Below are 14,288 nucleotides of genomic sequence, written 5' to 3'. Positions count from 1 at the left end.
GCGGCGTTACAACCACCCGTTCTGCCGCGCCGCCCGTACCGCCTCCATGCGGTTACGGGTGCCGGTCTTGCCGATGGCCGCCGAGAGGTAGTTGCGGACGGTGGCCTGGGAGAGGTGGAGCTTGCCGGCGATATCGGCGACCGTGGCGCCGTCCACCGCCGCCGTGAGGACATCACGCTCGCGCTGGGTCAGCGGGTTGGGCCCGGCGCTCAGCGCCGCCGCGGCCAGGCCGGGGTCGATCACCCGCTCCCCGGCGAGCACCCGGCGGATCGCCGCCGCCAGATCCTCCACCGGCCCGTCCTTCACCAGGAAGCCGGAGGCCCCGGCCTCCATGGCGCGGCGCAGATAGCCGGGGCGGCCGAAGGTCGTGACGATCAGGATCTTGCACGACGGCAGCTGTTCGCGCAGATCGGCGGCGGCGTCCAGTCCGCTGCGGCCGGGGAGTTCGATGTCCAGCAGGGCGATGTCGGGACGGGCATCCAGGGCGGCGGCGACGATCTGATCGCCCGCCGGGACCTGCGCCACGACCTGCATGTCCTCCTCCAGGTCGAGCAGCAGCGCCAGCGCGCCCCGCATCATTCCCTGGTCCTCCGCCAGCAGGACCTTGATCACCTGGTCAACTCCTCCGTGTCCGCCATCTCGCCCGTGCCGACCGGCAGTTCGGCCGTGACGCGGAACCCGCGCCGGCCGTCGGGGCCGCTGCGCAGTGTGCCGCCTGCCGCGGACAGCCGTTCGGCCAGCCCCTTCAGGCCGGTGCCGCCGATCGGGCCCAGGGCCCCGGGCCGCGTCGCGGGGTGCGTACCTTCCGCATCCGCGCCGCCGCCCGTATCGCTCGCCCCGGCTCCGCCGGCTGCCTCGCTGCCGTTCCCGGGGACGCGGTCGCGGAGCCAGGCCAGGCCGGATGCCGTGGCAGCACCGGAGCTTACGGGACCGCGGCCGTCATCGGTGATCGTCAGCCGCACCCGCTCCTCGTCGGCGTGCACGTCGATCTCGCAGCGGGTGGCGCCGCTGTGCCGGACGGTGTTGGTGATGCCCTCACGGACCACCCAGCCCAGCAGCGCACCGGCCTGCGGGGGCAGCGGCGGCCCGGCCTGTCGCACGACGGGTTCGATGCCGGCCGCCTCCAGCACCGAACGGGCCCGGTCCAGTTCGGTGGTCAGGCTGCCCTCGCGATAGCCGGTGACCGCCTCGCGTATCTCGGTCAGCGCCTGCCGGCCGACCGCCTCGATGTCGGCGGCCTGGGCGAGCGCCGCGTCCAGGTTGCGCGGCGCGAGCCGGCGGACCGCTTCGGCCTTGACGACCACGACGGACAGGGTGTGGCCCAGCAGGTCGTGCAGATCGCGGGAGAAGCGCAGCCGCTCCTTCTCCACGGCGCTGCGCGCCAGTTCCTGGCGGGTGGTCTTGAGCTCCTGCACGGTGTCGAAGAGGCTGAGGACCGTGGCCGTGACCATGCCGGACAGGAACGTGCCGTAGCCGATGCCGAAGGCGCCTCCGGGACCGCTGCCTTCGTGCCAGCCGGAGAAGTACCCGGCGGCGCCGCTGAGCGCGATCAGCCAGACGGCGAGCTTCTTGCCGCGCAGCGCGCGCACCGTGCCGGAGGCCAGCGACAGCAGGGGGAAGAACAGGAACCAGCTGTCACGGAACCCGAGTGCGATGGCGAAGGTGACTGCGGTCAGCAGCCCCAGGGCGATCAGCGGACGCCGGGAGTCGCGCAGCCGGGGGTTGAACGACGCCCAGACGACGCTGATGTAGAGGGAGTTGAAGGCGAGCAGGCCCAGGCCAGCCAGCCAGGGGTTGCCTGTCTTTCCCTGGATGAGGTTGGAGAACGCGCCCAGGCCCATCAGCAGCCAGGGCAGGAAGGCGTACTTGGTGGGGCCTTTGTCGGGTCCCTTGCCCCGCCTCTTGCCCGGCCCCTTGTCCGGTTTCTTGCACGCTCTCGGTTCCTGCTGCTCTGTGTACTGCACTGTTGCTTCCCAGGTCTGCGCCATCGTCGGTCACACCGTGCGTGCGGCCCGCCGGTACGCGTACACCGCGTAACCGCCGAAGAGTGCCAGCCAGACCGCGAGTACTGCCACTGTCCCGAGGCCCGGTGCGCCGCCCTGGGTGACGCTATGGCCGAGTTCGGCGAAGCGGTTGCCGGGGGTCCAGGAGGAGAGCGAGCGCAGCCAGCCGGGGAACAGCTGGGCCGGGAACCACAGACCGCCGATGATCGAGAACAGCAGCATGCAGCCGGTGTTGACGATGCCGGTGGACTGCGAGGAGAGGCGGTAGCCGTTGCCGAGCCCGAGGAGGGTGAAGGGGGCGGTGCCGATCCACAGCAGTCCGGCCAGTGCGGCCCACTGCCAGGCCGGCATCCGCACCCCGTTGGCCAGCGCGCCCACCAGGAGCACGGCGGTGATCGCCGGCAGGACCGTCACCGACCCCGTCAGCCCGCGGCCCACCACGACCCGTATCGGACTCAGCGGGGTGATCCGCAGCTGTCGCAGCCAGCCCAGCTGCTTGTCCTCGGCGACGCCGGTGCCCGTGCCGATCGCCGCACCCAGTGCGCCGTACGCGGCCATTCCGACCATCGAGCCGATCTTCCACTCCATGCCGGCACCGCCGGGACCCGCGCCGATGTTGGTCATCAGCAGATACATCAGCACCGGCATGCCGATACCGAAGATGACGAAGCTCCGGTCGCGCAGCGTGCGGCGGACCTCGAGACGGACGTAGTCGAGCATCATGCGATCTCCTTTGCGGACCGGGTGCCGGTGGCGGCCTGCGCCGGCTCAGGGGCGGCGCTGGTGGAGGTGAGGGTGAGGAAGGCGTCCTCAAGGCTGGCGGGGGCGACCTGTAGGCCCTGGATGAGACCGAGTCCGGCGAGCGCAACGACCGTCGCATCGGAGTCCGTCGTACGTAGCAGGGCGCGGTCGCCCCGTATCTCCATGGCGCTCACACCGGGCAGTCCGGGCAGCGGGGCGGTCGCCGCGCCCCTGAGGTCGATGGAGACCAGCGAGCCGCCGGCCCGTCGCCTGATCGCCTCGCCGCTGCCGTCGGCGACCACCCGGCCGCCGTCGATCACCACGATCCGGTCGGCGTTGTCGTCCGCCTCCTCCAGATAGTGGGTGGAGAACAGGATGGTGTTGCCGCGGCGGGCGTAGGCGCGCATGGAGCGCCAGAAGGTCCGGCGCGCCTCGACGTCCAGCGCCGCGGTCGGTTCGTCCAGTACCAGAAGCTCAGGATTGCCGGCCAGCGCCACGGCGAAGCGCACCCGCTGGGCCTGTCCGCCGGACAGCCGGTCGACCCGCCGCCCGCCGAACTCGCCCAGGCCCGCGAGCTCCAGGGCCTCGGTGACGTCCATGGGGCGGGGGTAGGTGGCGGCGACGAAGGTGATCAGTTCGCGCACGGTGACCCGTGGGATGGCCTTGCCGTCCTGAAGCATCGCGCCGACCCGGCCCGCCCGTCCGGCGCTCTCCGGCGTGCCGCCGAACAGCTGCACCGTTCCCGCGCTCGGCGGCAGCAGGCCCAGCAGCATGCTGAGGGTGGTGGACTTGCCGGCGCCGTTGCGGCCGAGCAGTGCCACCGTCTCGCCTGCGGCGATCTCCAGATCGATACCGTCCACGGCACGGACCGCTCCATAACTCCGCGTGACGCCGGAGAACGCGACGGCCGTACCGCCACCTCCCTCCTGCGCCGCCTCGCCGACTCCCCTCTCTGCCGTGCTCACCAGCCCAGTTGCCCGTGTCGTACCCGTCGTCGTCATGCCCGCCCCTCCGGTCCTTCCGGTCGTTTCCTGCTCTCGATGTTACGGAGAGTTGCCAGCCTGCGACAGATGCGAATGTCCGCGCTGTGCCCTGATAAATGTGGGCGAGGACCCCTGACGAATGTCGGGTGGGACCCCTGACAAATGTCAGGGGTCGGCGCCGCTGCCTGCCGCGGAGGCGGCCCGGCAAGGAATCTGACAGAACGTCAGGGGTCTTCCGGGTGTGGGGCGGATCGGCTATACATGAGCCCATCGGCTAGAACGCGTTCTAGAAGCATGCCAGGTGCCCGGCACCCCTCGCGGGTGCCGCAGCGCTGCCGGAACGCGGCCGCGCCGACCAGATACGACCCCGGCACGGTCGACGGTGCGGACGGCCGGGCCGGGGTCTTCACACCGTGGTGAAGGAGCAACCGCCCCATGCCCATCGACGCCGCCAAGGCCACCTCCGCCGAGCCGCGGACCACCGAACTCGCCTGGGACCACAAGGACGTCCAGCTCTACCACCTCGGCATCGGCGCCGGCGCGGCCACCCCGGAGAAGCCGCACCCGGCCACCGACCCGGACGAACTGCGCTACACCCTGGAGAGCGCGCTGCACGTCCTGCCGAGCTTCGCGACCGTCGCGGGCGGCGGCATGGCGGTGGCCGGCGGGCTCGCCGCCCCGGGGATCGACGTCGACCTCGCGGCCGTCCTGCACGGCGGCCAGACCGTCACCGTGCACCGCGCCCTCCCGGTGCGCGGCCGGGCCACCCAGACCTCGTCCGTCCCCGCCGTGTACGACAAGGGCAAGGCCGCCGTCATCGTGCTGCGCTCGGAAGTCGCCGATGAGGACGGCCCGTTGTGGACCTGCGACACCCAGATCTTCGTCCGCGGCGAGGGCGGCTTCGGCGGCGACCGCGGTCCCTCTGCCCGCCTCGAACTCCCCGAGCGCGCCCCCGACCTGAGCACCGAGCGGCACATCCGTGAGGACCAGGCGCTGCTCTACCGCCTCTCCGGGGACTGGAATCCGCTGCACGCCGACCCCGAGTTCGCCAAGCTCGCCGGCTTCGAACGGCCGATCCTGCACGGGCTGTGCACGTACGGGGTGGCGCTCAAGGCGGTCGTCGACACGATGCTCGGTGGCGATGTGTCGCGGGTGCGGTCCTACACGACGCGGTTCGCCGGCGTGGTCTACCCCGGCGAGACGCTGCGGATCCGGCTGTGGCGGGAGCCCGGCCGGGTCCAGATGTCGGTCACAGCGCCCGGGCGCGACGAAGCGCCGGTCCTGGCGGACACCGTCGTCGAGCACGACTAGGCCCCCAGCCGCAGCCGGCCAGCCAGCCACCATCCAGCCGTCGTTCGAGAGGAGCCGTGGGATGCGCGCAGCCGTACAGCACGAGACGGGGCAGGACAAGCTCGAAGTGCTCGATGACGTCGAGGCGGTGGGGTTCGGCCCCGGGAAGGTCAGGATCCGCATCCGGGCCACCGGGCTGTGCCACTCCGACCTCTCGGCGATGAACGGCGTGCTGCCGCAGCCCGCGCCCTTCGTCCCCGGCCATGAGGGCGCCGGGGAGATCCTCGACGTCGGTGACGGCGTCACCGGCATGAACCAGGGCGATCGCGTCCTGATGTGCTGGCTGCCCGCCTGCGGCAGCTGTCCGGCCTGCAAACGCGGCCAGACGCATCTGTGCCTGGCCGGCTTCATGAACGCCGGTACGCCCAACTTCCGGCGCGCCGGCGGCACCCCTTCCGACGTATTCGGCTTCGCCGGCACCGGGACGTTCGCCGAGGAGGTCGTGGTCGCCGCCAACTGCGCGGTCCCGATCCCGGACGACGTCCCGTACGAGATCGCCGCGCTGATCGGCTGCGGTGTCACCACGGGGCTCGGTGCGGCCCTCAACACCGCCAAGGTGGCGGCCGCTTCCTCGGTCGCGGTGATCGGGTGCGGCGGTGTGGGGATCTCCGTCATCCAGGGCGCGAAGGTCTGCGGGGCGGCCCAGATAGTGGCCGTCGACCCGGTGGCCGCCCGTCGGGAGGCCGCACTGCGCTTCGGCGCCACCGAAGCCGTGGCGCCCGAGGAGTTCGCCGACACCAAGGCGCGGATCACCTCGGGGGAGGGCTTCGACTACGTCTTCGAGGTGGTCGGCAAGTCCGCCACGGCCCGTACGGCCTACGAGATGACCCGGCGCGGCGGCACGCTGTGCGTGGTCGGCGCGGGCGCCATGGACGACACCTTCCAGGTCAACATGTTCGAGCTGTTCTTCGACGAGAAGCGGATCCTGCCGTCCCTGTACGGCGGCGCGGACGTGCTGCGCTCCTACGAGCGGGCCATCGCCCTCTGGCGGGCCGGCCGGATCGACCTCGAAGGCCTGATCACCCACCGCGTCCAGCTCGCCGAGATCAATGACGCGCTCGACCAGATGCGCTCGGGGACCGCGCTGCGTACCTGCATAGAGATCTGACCGGCACGGGGCGCGCCGGCCGGGAGGGACAGGCCGGCCGGGAGGGGCAGGCTTCAGCTGCCGCCCTTCCGGGACTTCGAGCTCCGATCGAGTGCAGACAGATCCGATCGAGAGGACAGGGACAGGAATGGCACAGCCACTTGAGGGCCTGACCGCGATCGTCACCGGTGCCGGGCGCGGCCTGGGCCGCGCCGAAGCCGTTGAACTCGCCCGCCTCGGCGCCCGCGTCGTGGTCAACGACTACGGTCAGCCTGGCCGCGACGGCTCGGGCGAGGCCTCCGCGGAGCCCGCCGAGGACGTCGCCAACGAGATCCGCGCGGCGGGCGGCCAGGCGGTCGCCCACCTCGGTGACGTCGCCGACCACGAACAGGCCCTGGCACTCGTCCAACTGGCGATCGACACCTACGGCCGACTGGACATCCTGGTCAACAACGCGGGCATTCTGCGGGACCGGATGGTGTTCTCGATGACCGAGGACGAGTGGGACTCGGTCATCCGCGTCCACCTCAAGGGCCACTTCAACACCACCCGCTTCGCTGCCGCCCATTGGCGCGAACGCGCCAAGGCGGCCGGCGGCCCCGTACACGGCCGGATCATCAACACCTCCTCGGAGGCGTTCCTCGCGGGCTCGGCGGGCCAGCCCAACTACGCGGCGGCCAAGGGCGGCATCGTCGGCCTGACGACCTCCACGGCGCTGGCACTGGCCAAATACGGGGTGACCGCCAATGCGATCTGCCCGCGCGCCCGCACCCGTATGACCGAGGACGTCTTCGCCGGCTTCGAGGAGCCAGCGGCCGGCCGGCTCGACCCGCTGTCACCCGCGCATGTCGCGCCGCTCGTCGGCTATCTGGCCTCGCCTGCCGCGGCCGGGGTCAACGGTCAGCTGCTGGTCGTCCACAGTGGCATGGTCGCGATCGCGGAACGCCCCCGGATCGCCGCCAAGTTCGACACGGCCAAGGAGGTCTTGAGCTACGAGGAGCTGGACGAGCTGCTGACGCCGTACTACGCGCAACGCCCGCCGAACGAGACCTTCGCGGCGGCCGAGGTACTGGGCCTCAAACACGGCTGAGGTGCCGGTACCGAGTACGGCCGGGGGCCGCCGGGCCCGCGTACAACGGCAGCGGCCGCCGTCCGCCCGGAGGCGGTGCGGCGGCCACGGCCGTTGCGTGCGGCCCTATGCGTCCTGCGGCTGCTTGTCGCGCCGGTGCCGGCCGTGCGCGGCGGAGTCGGACTCCTCCGTGGCGGCCGGACCACGGTGCCTGCCGGAGCTTGCGGCCTCGGCGGCCTGGGCGGATGCCTCCTGAGGGCGCGCCTGGGTCGTGTCGGTTCGGGCTTCGGACATGAAAAGAGTCACTCCGTCAGATCGCTTACGGCTTTACGCGTCGGGACCTCGCCCGACGGCCGCCAAGGTTGACCCCGAGCGGCACGATCGGTGGCCGGTCAACCGGCTGCGTAGCCCCCGCCCAAAAATTCTAACGGGGCAGGAAATCACGCTCCACCGGGTCTACCGAGCCGCAAGAGGCGCCTGTTGCAGGGGAACTGGCCTGCACATTCGAGGATGCGCGGGGGTGCGCTGCGGTTCCAGGGCCGGGGCCTTTGGATGTGCAGATGCTGTGGAGCGGTTGTCGGCATCCGCTGCATCCGGGACAATCCCCCCGCCGCGCAGGGCGCGGTCCGTGGGCCGTTCGCCGGCCGGACTGGTGGGTCCCGTGGATGGCATGGGTGGCATGGGTGCCGTGAGGTCCGCGGGTCCCGGGGGGTCTGTGGGGCTCGTGGGTCCTGCGGGTCTCGGCGCCGGCGCCGGCGTCGGTCTCAGCGCCCGCGTCAGCCTCGGAGTCTGCGCCGGCCCCTCCGGTTCCGCAGCCCCCGTCGGCCCCTCCGGTTCCGCCGCTCCCACCGGCCCCCTCAGCCCGGCCAGCCTCTTCACCCCCGCCAGCCTCTTGAGCCTTTCCGGCCTGTCTGGCCTTTCCGGCCTAACAGGTTCCTCCGGCTCCTCCGGACCCCTCCGTGCCTCCGCACCCCTCCGTGCCTCCAGTTCCGCAAGCTTCGGCGTGCCCCCCCGCCCCGCCGTCTCGACCGGCTCCAGCGGTATGGCCATCCGTGCCACCCCGCACGGTTCCGCATCCGTCGCGTACGGCAGCAGCAGTTCGCCGCCCGCCGTCCACAGCCCGGCGCCCGTCAGCCACCCTTCCGGTACGGGGAGTTGCCGTAGCTGTCGCCCCAGGGGCCGCCAGATCCCCAGCCATGTACCGCTCGCCGCGTCCATCCGGAAGGCCACCGCGCAGCTCTCCGGCGCCAGCATCTGCCCCGGTTGGACGGCGAACGGTGTGACGGCGACATCGGCGGGCCGCAGGCACTCCGGGAAGCGCACCGGTCGGCTGCTGCCCAGTACGCCCCAGCCCAGCCGGTCGTACCCGGGGGCGTCCGACCGTACGAGCAGCAGCCCGCTGTCCGGATCGGCGAGCAGCAGCCGGTCGTTGCTCTCCTCGGTGATCTGGAGCAGCGGGCCGGTCTCGCCGTCGCGCTCCAGATCGACCACCACCGTCTTCGTCGGGCCGTCCAACTCCCGGTCCAGAGCCAGCAGTCGGCCGCTGCGGTCCAGCCAGACGCCGCCCGTACAGCGCCCAGGGATCTCGGCGATCCGCTCGGGGCCGTCCGTGCCGCCGTGCACCAGCCACAGCCCGGTGCGGTGCGTCCCTGGTGCCAGGGCGTAGCTGCGCGTGCCACCGGGGCAGGGCGGCAGCAGGGTCAGCTCGGGCGCCTCCACGGCGCCCAGCAGGAGTTCGCCGGTCCCGGGCTCCGTCGGGTAGATCAGGGAGAGGGCGAAGCGGTCGGCGACGCGGCGCAGGATCAGCACCCGGCCGTCCGTGAGGGGCAGCAGTTCGCAGTCCGGCTCCTCGGGCTGGCTGCCCGGCAGCGGTACGGCGTACGGTTCGGGCCCGCTCAGTGTCCAGCGCTCCGGAAACCAGCTCCCGGCGGCGTCGTCGTGACGGGCGAGCCGGGCGGCGTACGAGCCGTCGGCGGCGATGGTCAGCGCCGTGCGGTACCGGCCGGCCGGCGCCGTGCGGTACGGGTCGGCCGGCGCCGTGACGCCCTCAGTGGCACAGATCGTCATCGAGTGGTCACCTCCAGTTGGCACCGAAGCTAGTTTTCGCACTTCCGGCCGATCGCCGCGAGTTGCGGCACTTCACGCATAAGGGTGGCGGTTGTCCGGTTCTGCGGTGGTGGGCCGGGCGGTTGTGCTTCGGGTTTCCACGGCGGTTGCGTCCGGTGGGCCCGAGCCGGCCGGGGGAGAGGTGGAGGAGGCGCCGAGGCCCCGAAGTGCCCGGGGAGGCGCGCCGCGTCCGCGCCCCATGCCTGTCCCGCGCCACGACCCCACCCGCTGTCACACCCGGGAGGTAACCTTCCACCCGTGCCCGTACTGTCTGAAGTCCTCGCCGCGCTCGACGCACTCTGGCCCCCCGAGCGGGCCGAAGGGTGGGATGCCGTCGGGACGGTCTGCGGGGACCCCGATGCCGAGGTCCGCCGTGTGCTGTTCGCCGTCGACCCGGTCCAGGAAATCGTCGACGAGGCGGTGCGGCTCGGCGCCGACCTCCTCGTGACGCACCACCCGCTCTATCTGCGCGGTACGACGACGGTCGCGGCCTCGACCTTCAAGGGCAAGGTCGTGCACACGCTCATCAAGCACGACATCGCCCTGCATGTCGCGCACACCAACGCCGACACCGCCGACCCCGGCGTCTCCGATGCCCTGGCCGGTGCCCTGGACCTGCGGATCCTCGGCCCGCTGGTGCCGGACCCGACCGATCCGGAAGGCCGTCGCGGCCTCGGCCGGATCTGCGAGCTGCCGCATCCGATGTCGCTGGCCGAGTTCGCCTCGTACGCGGCCGCGCATCTGCCGGCCACCGCGCAGGGCATCCGGGCCGCCGGCGACCCGGAGCGTGAGATCCGCACCGTCGCGGTCTCCGGCGGCTCCGGTGACAGCCTCTTCGACGACGTACGGGCCGCCGGTGTGGATGCCTTCCTCACCGCCGACCTCCGTCACCACCCGGCGTCCGAGGCCACCCAGAACACCCGCAACGGCCCGCTGGCGCTGCTCGACGCCGCCCACTGGGCCACCGAATGGCCGTGGTGCGAACAGGCCGCGGCCCAGCTGGACGCGGTCTCCGACCGGCACGACTGGGGACTGCGCACGCATGTCTCCCGTACGGTCACCGACCCCTGGACCGCCCACGCGGCGTCCACCCCCTTCTTCACCCCGACGAACACCACAGGAGCCCCACGCTGAACGCCGCGCCCGCCGACCAGATCCGCCTCCTCGAGGTCCAGGACCTCGACATCAGGCTCGCCCAGCTCGCGCACCGGCGGAGGAACCTCCCCGAGCTCGCCGAGTTGCAGACCCTGGAGGCCGACCTCACCCAGCAGCGCGACCTGCTCGTCGCCGCGCAGACCGAGGAGAGCGACACCAGCCGCGAGCAGACCAAGGCCGAACAGGACGTGGACCAGGTGCGCCAGCGCGCCGCCCGCGACCAGAAGCGCCTCGACTCCGGCGCCGTCACCTCGCCCAAGGACCTGGAGAACCTCCAGCACGAAATCGCCTCGCTGGCCAAGCGCCAGGGCGATCTGGAGGACGTCGTCCTGGAGGTCATGGAGCGCCGCGAGGCCGCCCAGGAGCGCGTCGCCGAACTGACCGCCCGGGTGGAGGCCATCCAGGCCAAGGTCGATGACGCCGTCGCCCGCCGCAACGCCGCGAGCAGCGAGATCGACGCCGAGGTCGCCACGGTCACCAAGGAGCGCGAGCTGACCGTCGCCGACATCCCGGCCGATCTGCTCAAGCTCTACGACCGCATCCGCACCAAGGAGGGCGGCGTCGGCGCGGCCCGCCTCTACCAGCGCCGCTGCGAGGGCTGCCGCCTGGAACTGAACATCACCGAGGTCAACGACGTACGGGCGGCCGCCCCTGACACCGTCCTGCGCTGCGAGAACTGCGGCCGGATCCTGGTCCGGACGCCCGACTCGGGCCTGTAGGCCATGCCGCGCACGCTGATCGTCGAGGCGGACGGCGGGTCCCGGGGCAACCCGGGGCCGGCCGGCTACGGCGCGGTCGTCCTCGACCCCGAGACGGGCGAGGCGCTGGCCGAGGCCGCCGAGTTCATCGGCACCGCGACCAACAACGTCGCGGAGTACAAGGGCTTGGTGGCCGGCCTGCGGGCGGCGCGTGCGCTGGATCCGGAGGCCCGCATCCAGGTGCGGATGGACTCCAAGCTGGTCGTCGAGCAGATGTCCGGGCGCTGGCAGATCAAGCACCCGGACATGAAGCCGCTGGCCGCCGAGGCCAGGGCGGTCTTCCCGGCCGAGCGGGTTTCGTACGAGTGGATCCCGCGCGCGAAGAACAAGCACGCCGACCGGCTCGCCAACGAGGCGATGGACGCCGGGAAGCTCGGCAGGCAGTGGGAGCCGCAGGACTCCAGGGCGGCGCTGGCCACGGCTGCGACGCCCGCGGCGCCGGCCCGCAGCGCCGCCGCCCTCGCCGCCGACGAGGCCGCGGAGGCCGCCGAGGCGCCGGAGGCGGTCGCCGCCCCGCCGGTCGGCTGGGGCGCCCCCGACCTCGGGGTGCCCGCCACCTTCGTCCTGCTGCGCCACGGCGAGACGGCCCTCACGCCCCAGAAACGGTTCTCCGGCAGCGGCGGCACCGACCCCGAACTCTCCGCCGTCGGACACCGCCAGGCCGAGGCGACCGCCGCCGCGCTCGCCGCCCGCGGCACGATCCAGACCGTCGTCAGCTCACCGCTGCGCCGCTGCCGGGAGACCGCACAGGTGGTCGCGGGCCGGCTCGGCCTGGAGGTCCGTGTCGAAGAGGGCCTGCGCGAGACCGACTTCGGGGCCTGGGAGGGGCTGACCTTCGCCGAGGTGCGCGAGCGCTTCCCCGACGACCTCGACGCCTGGCTCCGCTCGGCCAAGGCGGCGCCCTCCGGCGGTGGCGAGTCCTTCGCGACGGTCGCCCGTCGGGTGGCCGTCACCCGTGACAAGCTCCTGGCCCGCTACGCCGGCCGGACCGTGCTGCTGGTCTCGCACGTCACACCGATCAAGACGCTGGTCCGGCTGGCGCTGGGCGCCCCACCGGAGTCGCTGTACCGCATGGAGCTCTCCGCGGCCTCGCTGTCCGCGGTCGCCTACTACTCGGACGGCAATGCCTCGCTGCGGCTGCTGAACGACACTTCGCATTTGCGGTAGGCGGTAGGCGGCGGGACGGGGGTGGCCGGGGCCGGGGGGGCCTGTGGAACTGACGGGCTGTCAGGAATATGCGGACCGTCGTCAGGGCCTGTCAGGCCGTCAGACCGCCGCCCCGGCGTCAGGCCTGTCAGGCCGTCAGACCGCCAACATCGCCGCCTCCTGGGCGAGCCGGCGGACCCGGCCCCAGTCCTTGGCGGCCAGGGCATCGGCGGGCACCATCCATGTGCCGCCCACACAGCCGACGTTCGGCAGCGCCAGATACGACGGCGCGGACGCCAGGGTGATCCCGCCCGTCGCGCAGAACCGGGCCCGGGGCAGCGGCGCGGCCAGCGACTTCAGATAGGCCGTGCCGCCCGCCGCCTCGGCGGGGAAGAACTTCAGCTCGGTGACGCCTTCGTCCAGCAGCGTCACCACCTCCGAGGCCGTCGAGACACCCGGCAGGAACGGGATGCCGGAGTCCCGCATCGCGCGCAGCAGCCGCGGTGACCAGCCGGGGCTCACCAGGAACTGCGCGCCGACCGCCCCGGCCGCGGCGACATGTTCGGGGGTGAGCAAGGTGCCGGCGCCGACCACCGCCTCGGGGACCTGGCCGGCGATCGCCCGGATGGCGTCCAGCGCGGCGGGCGTCCGCAGCGTCACCTCGATCGCGGGCAGCCCGCCGGTGACCAGGGCACGGGCCAGCGGTACGGCGTCGGCAGCGTCGTCCAGCGTGACGACCGGGAGGACGGGGGTGAGGCCCAGGACCGACCGGGCGGCGGGCACGGGGGCGGAGGTGGCGCTGGTCACGTGGCCCATGGTGCGCCGATGGACCACGCTCCGCAACGAATGTTGCGCATGTTGCAACTGCTTCCGCCTGGCCGAGGCCGGATGGCTGGTTGGACAGCGCCGATGCCCGATGCCCGGTGCCCGATGGCCAGGACAGCGGACAGCGGACAGTGGCTGGTGGCTGGTGGGCGGCGGGCGGTGGACGGTGGCCGGTGGGCAGCCCCTAGAGCTCCGTCACGATCACATCAATGGCCCATGCCTTGCCGCTCTTCGCCGGAGCCTGTGCCTCGACGGCGTAACCCAGCTCCCGCAGCGCCTCGACGAGCTCCGCAGGACCCGCCGGGGTGAGGCCCGCCGACAGCAGATCCCGTACCAGCCGGCCCTTGGTCGCCTTGTTGAAGTGGCTGACCACCGACCGCTTCTCCACACCGGCCACGATCTTCGACTGGAGCACCCGCACCGTCGCGGTCCGCCCGGCCACCTCGCCCTTGGGCTTCCACGCCGTCGCATACGCCGCCGAGCGCAGGTCCAGCACCAGACCGTCCCCGGCCGCCTCCGGCAGCACCTCTGCCATCGGCGCCCGCCAGTACGCGCCCAGCGCGCCGAGCGCCGGCAGCTTCACCCCCATCGAGCAGCGGTACGACGGAATCCGGTCGCCGATCCGTACGGCGCCCCACAGCCCCGAGAAGACGAGCAGCGACCGCTCGGCCAGCTTGCGCGCCCGCGCGTCCAGGGAGGCCAGTCCGAGCGCGTCGTAGAGGACACCGGTGTAGATCTCGCCGGCCGGCCGCGTCCCGGCCGTCCGCAGCCCCGCGTTCTTGGCGATCTCGCCCCTGAGGCCGTCGCTGAGCCCGAGGACCTCCTGGGCCTTGGTCTCGTCCGCCGCGCACAGCTCGACCAGCTCCTCGAACACCGCCCGGCGCGCTGCGGTCAGCCCCGGCAGCGACAGCGCCCCGATCTCCAGCGGCGCCCCGGCACCTCCTGCGGCCTTCCCTTCGGACGGCGGCAACAGCACGAGCACGGTGTTCTCCTTCACGGCGGTACGGGCGGGGGTGCGGCCCCGGAAAAGCGTATGGCCTGCCGCCCGCAACCGAGGAACCCACC

14 protein-coding genes are annotated in these 14,288 nt (G+C 72.5%); 6 read left to right on the top strand and 8 right to left on the bottom strand.

Annotated elements, in window-relative coordinates; genetic code table 11:
* Window positions 1-6: 6 nt before the first annotated feature.
* From ACZ55A_RS03125 to ACZ55A_RS03110, 4 genes are all read right to left on the bottom strand, one after another.
* Window positions 7-612: a response regulator gene (locus ACZ55A_RS03125; protein ID WP_468832252.1), complete on the bottom strand. Its 606-nt coding sequence runs from the start codon at window positions 610-612 to the stop codon at window positions 7-9.
* Window positions 609-1,841 carry a histidine kinase gene (locus ACZ55A_RS03120; RefSeq protein WP_468834592.1) on the bottom strand — a complete coding sequence of 411 codons (1,233 nt, stop codon included), beginning with the start codon at window positions 1,839-1,841 and terminating at the stop codon, window positions 609-611. The genes ACZ55A_RS03125 and ACZ55A_RS03120 overlap by 4 nt, the downstream gene beginning before the upstream one ends.
* 153 nt (window positions 1,842-1,994) lie before the next feature.
* The gene (locus ACZ55A_RS03115; protein WP_468834590.1) at window positions 1,995-2,723 is read right to left on the bottom strand and encodes an ABC transporter permease; all 729 of its coding nucleotides are present in this window, start codon (window positions 2,721-2,723) and stop codon (window positions 1,995-1,997) included.
* Entirely contained in the window at window positions 2,723-3,745 is a 1,023-nt protein-coding gene (locus ACZ55A_RS03110; RefSeq protein ID WP_468832249.1) for an ABC transporter ATP-binding protein, read from the bottom strand. The genes ACZ55A_RS03115 and ACZ55A_RS03110 overlap by 1 nt, the downstream gene beginning before the upstream one ends.
* Window positions 3,746-4,162: 417 nt before the next feature.
* On the opposite strand from ACZ55A_RS03110, the gene ACZ55A_RS03105 reads away from it, so the two are divergent.
* The 3 genes from ACZ55A_RS03105 (at window position 4,163) to ACZ55A_RS03095 (ending at window position 7,254) form a co-directional block, all read left to right on the top strand.
* On the top strand, window positions 4,163-5,038 hold the full coding sequence (locus ACZ55A_RS03105; RefSeq protein WP_468832246.1) for a MaoC/PaaZ C-terminal domain-containing protein: 876 nt from the start codon (window positions 4,163-4,165) through the stop codon (window positions 5,036-5,038).
* Between the two features lie 61 nt (window positions 5,039-5,099).
* Complete coding sequence (locus ACZ55A_RS03100; protein WP_468832242.1) at window positions 5,100-6,185, top strand: Zn-dependent alcohol dehydrogenase; 1,086 nt, start codon at window positions 5,100-5,102, stop codon at window positions 6,183-6,185.
* Between the two features lie 127 nt (window positions 6,186-6,312).
* On the top strand, window positions 6,313-7,254 hold the full coding sequence (locus tag ACZ55A_RS03095) for a 3-oxoacyl-ACP reductase (protein WP_468832239.1): 942 nt from the start codon (window positions 6,313-6,315) through the stop codon (window positions 7,252-7,254).
* A gap of 105 nt (window positions 7,255-7,359) precedes the next feature.
* Here the strand turns inward: ACZ55A_RS03095 and ACZ55A_RS03090 are convergent, their stop codons facing one another.
* The gene (locus ACZ55A_RS03090) at window positions 7,360-7,527 is read right to left on the bottom strand and encodes a hypothetical protein (protein ID WP_450733698.1); all 168 of its coding nucleotides are present in this window, start codon (window positions 7,525-7,527) and stop codon (window positions 7,360-7,362) included.
* Window positions 7,528-7,689: 162 nt separating this feature from the next.
* The gene (locus ACZ55A_RS03085; RefSeq protein ID WP_468832232.1) at window positions 7,690-9,300 is read right to left on the bottom strand and encodes a hypothetical protein; all 1,611 of its coding nucleotides are present in this window, start codon (window positions 9,298-9,300) and stop codon (window positions 7,690-7,692) included.
* 297 nt (window positions 9,301-9,597) lie between these two features.
* Between ACZ55A_RS03085 and ACZ55A_RS03080 the strand changes: the two genes are divergently transcribed.
* The 3 genes from ACZ55A_RS03080 to ACZ55A_RS03070 are packed head-to-tail and all read left to right on the top strand — an operon-like array spanning window position 9,598 to window position 12,419.
* A complete protein-coding gene (locus tag ACZ55A_RS03080; RefSeq protein WP_468832227.1) occupies window positions 9,598-10,473 on the top strand; it encodes a Nif3-like dinuclear metal center hexameric protein in 876 nt (291 codons plus the stop codon).
* Window positions 10,470-11,213 carry a zinc ribbon domain-containing protein gene (locus ACZ55A_RS03075; protein ID WP_468834587.1) on the top strand — a complete coding sequence of 248 codons (744 nt, stop codon included), beginning with the start codon at window positions 10,470-10,472 and terminating at the stop codon, window positions 11,211-11,213. Before ACZ55A_RS03080 ends, ACZ55A_RS03075 begins: the two co-directional genes overlap by 4 nt.
* Window positions 11,214-11,216: 3 nt before the next feature.
* Window positions 11,217-12,419, top strand: coding sequence for a bifunctional RNase H/acid phosphatase (locus tag ACZ55A_RS03070; RefSeq protein WP_468832224.1), 1,203 nt, complete (start codon window positions 11,217-11,219; stop codon window positions 12,417-12,419).
* A gap of 135 nt (window positions 12,420-12,554) precedes the next feature.
* On the opposite strand, the gene eda is transcribed toward ACZ55A_RS03070, so the two are convergent.
* Together eda and yaaA are read right to left on the bottom strand one after the other, a co-directional pair.
* Window positions 12,555-13,214: a bifunctional 4-hydroxy-2-oxoglutarate aldolase/2-dehydro-3-deoxy-phosphogluconate aldolase gene (gene eda, locus ACZ55A_RS03065; RefSeq protein WP_468832222.1), complete on the bottom strand. Its 660-nt coding sequence runs from the start codon at window positions 13,212-13,214 to the stop codon at window positions 12,555-12,557.
* A gap of 193 nt (window positions 13,215-13,407) precedes the next feature.
* Entirely contained in the window at window positions 13,408-14,205 is a 798-nt protein-coding gene (gene yaaA / locus ACZ55A_RS03060; RefSeq protein WP_468834583.1) for a peroxide stress protein YaaA, read from the bottom strand.
* Window positions 14,206-14,288 lie beyond the last annotated feature (83 nt).

The sequence above is a fragment of the Streptomyces sp. NPDC034111 genome, from assembly GCF_055575375.1.
Note: the sequence above shows the minus strand (reverse complement) of the source record. Positions and strands in the feature narration are given on the sequence as shown.

What these genes read in the sequence shown, in the direction of transcription:
- ACZ55A_RS03120 (WP_468834592.1), bottom strand. Translation starts at nt 1,841, where the DNA reads ATGGGCCTGGGCGCGTTCTCCAACCTCATCCAGGGAAAGACAGGCAAC.
- ACZ55A_RS03115 (WP_468834590.1), bottom strand. Translation starts at nt 2,723, where the DNA reads ATGCTCGACTACGTCCGTCTCGAGGTCCGCCGCACGCTGCGCGACCGG.
- ACZ55A_RS03110 (WP_468832249.1), bottom strand. Translation starts at nt 3,745, where the DNA reads ATGACGACGACGGGTACGACACGGGCAACTGGGCTGGTGAGCACGGCA.
- ACZ55A_RS03105 (WP_468832246.1), top strand. Translation starts at nt 4,163, where the DNA reads ATGCCCATCGACGCCGCCAAGGCCACCTCCGCCGAGCCGCGGACCACC.
- ACZ55A_RS03100 (WP_468832242.1), top strand. Translation starts at nt 5,100, where the DNA reads ATGCGCGCAGCCGTACAGCACGAGACGGGGCAGGACAAGCTCGAAGTG.
- ACZ55A_RS03095 (WP_468832239.1), top strand. Translation starts at nt 6,313, where the DNA reads ATGGCACAGCCACTTGAGGGCCTGACCGCGATCGTCACCGGTGCCGGG.
- ACZ55A_RS03090 (WP_450733698.1), bottom strand. Translation starts at nt 7,527, where the DNA reads ATGTCCGAAGCCCGAACCGACACGACCCAGGCGCGCCCTCAGGAGGCA.
- ACZ55A_RS03085 (WP_468832232.1), bottom strand. Translation starts at nt 9,300, where the DNA reads ATGACGATCTGTGCCACTGAGGGCGTCACGGCGCCGGCCGACCCGTAC.
- ACZ55A_RS03070 (WP_468832224.1), top strand. Translation starts at nt 11,217, where the DNA reads ATGCCGCGCACGCTGATCGTCGAGGCGGACGGCGGGTCCCGGGGCAAC.
- eda (WP_468832222.1), bottom strand. Translation starts at nt 13,214, where the DNA reads ATGGGCCACGTGACCAGCGCCACCTCCGCCCCCGTGCCCGCCGCCCGG.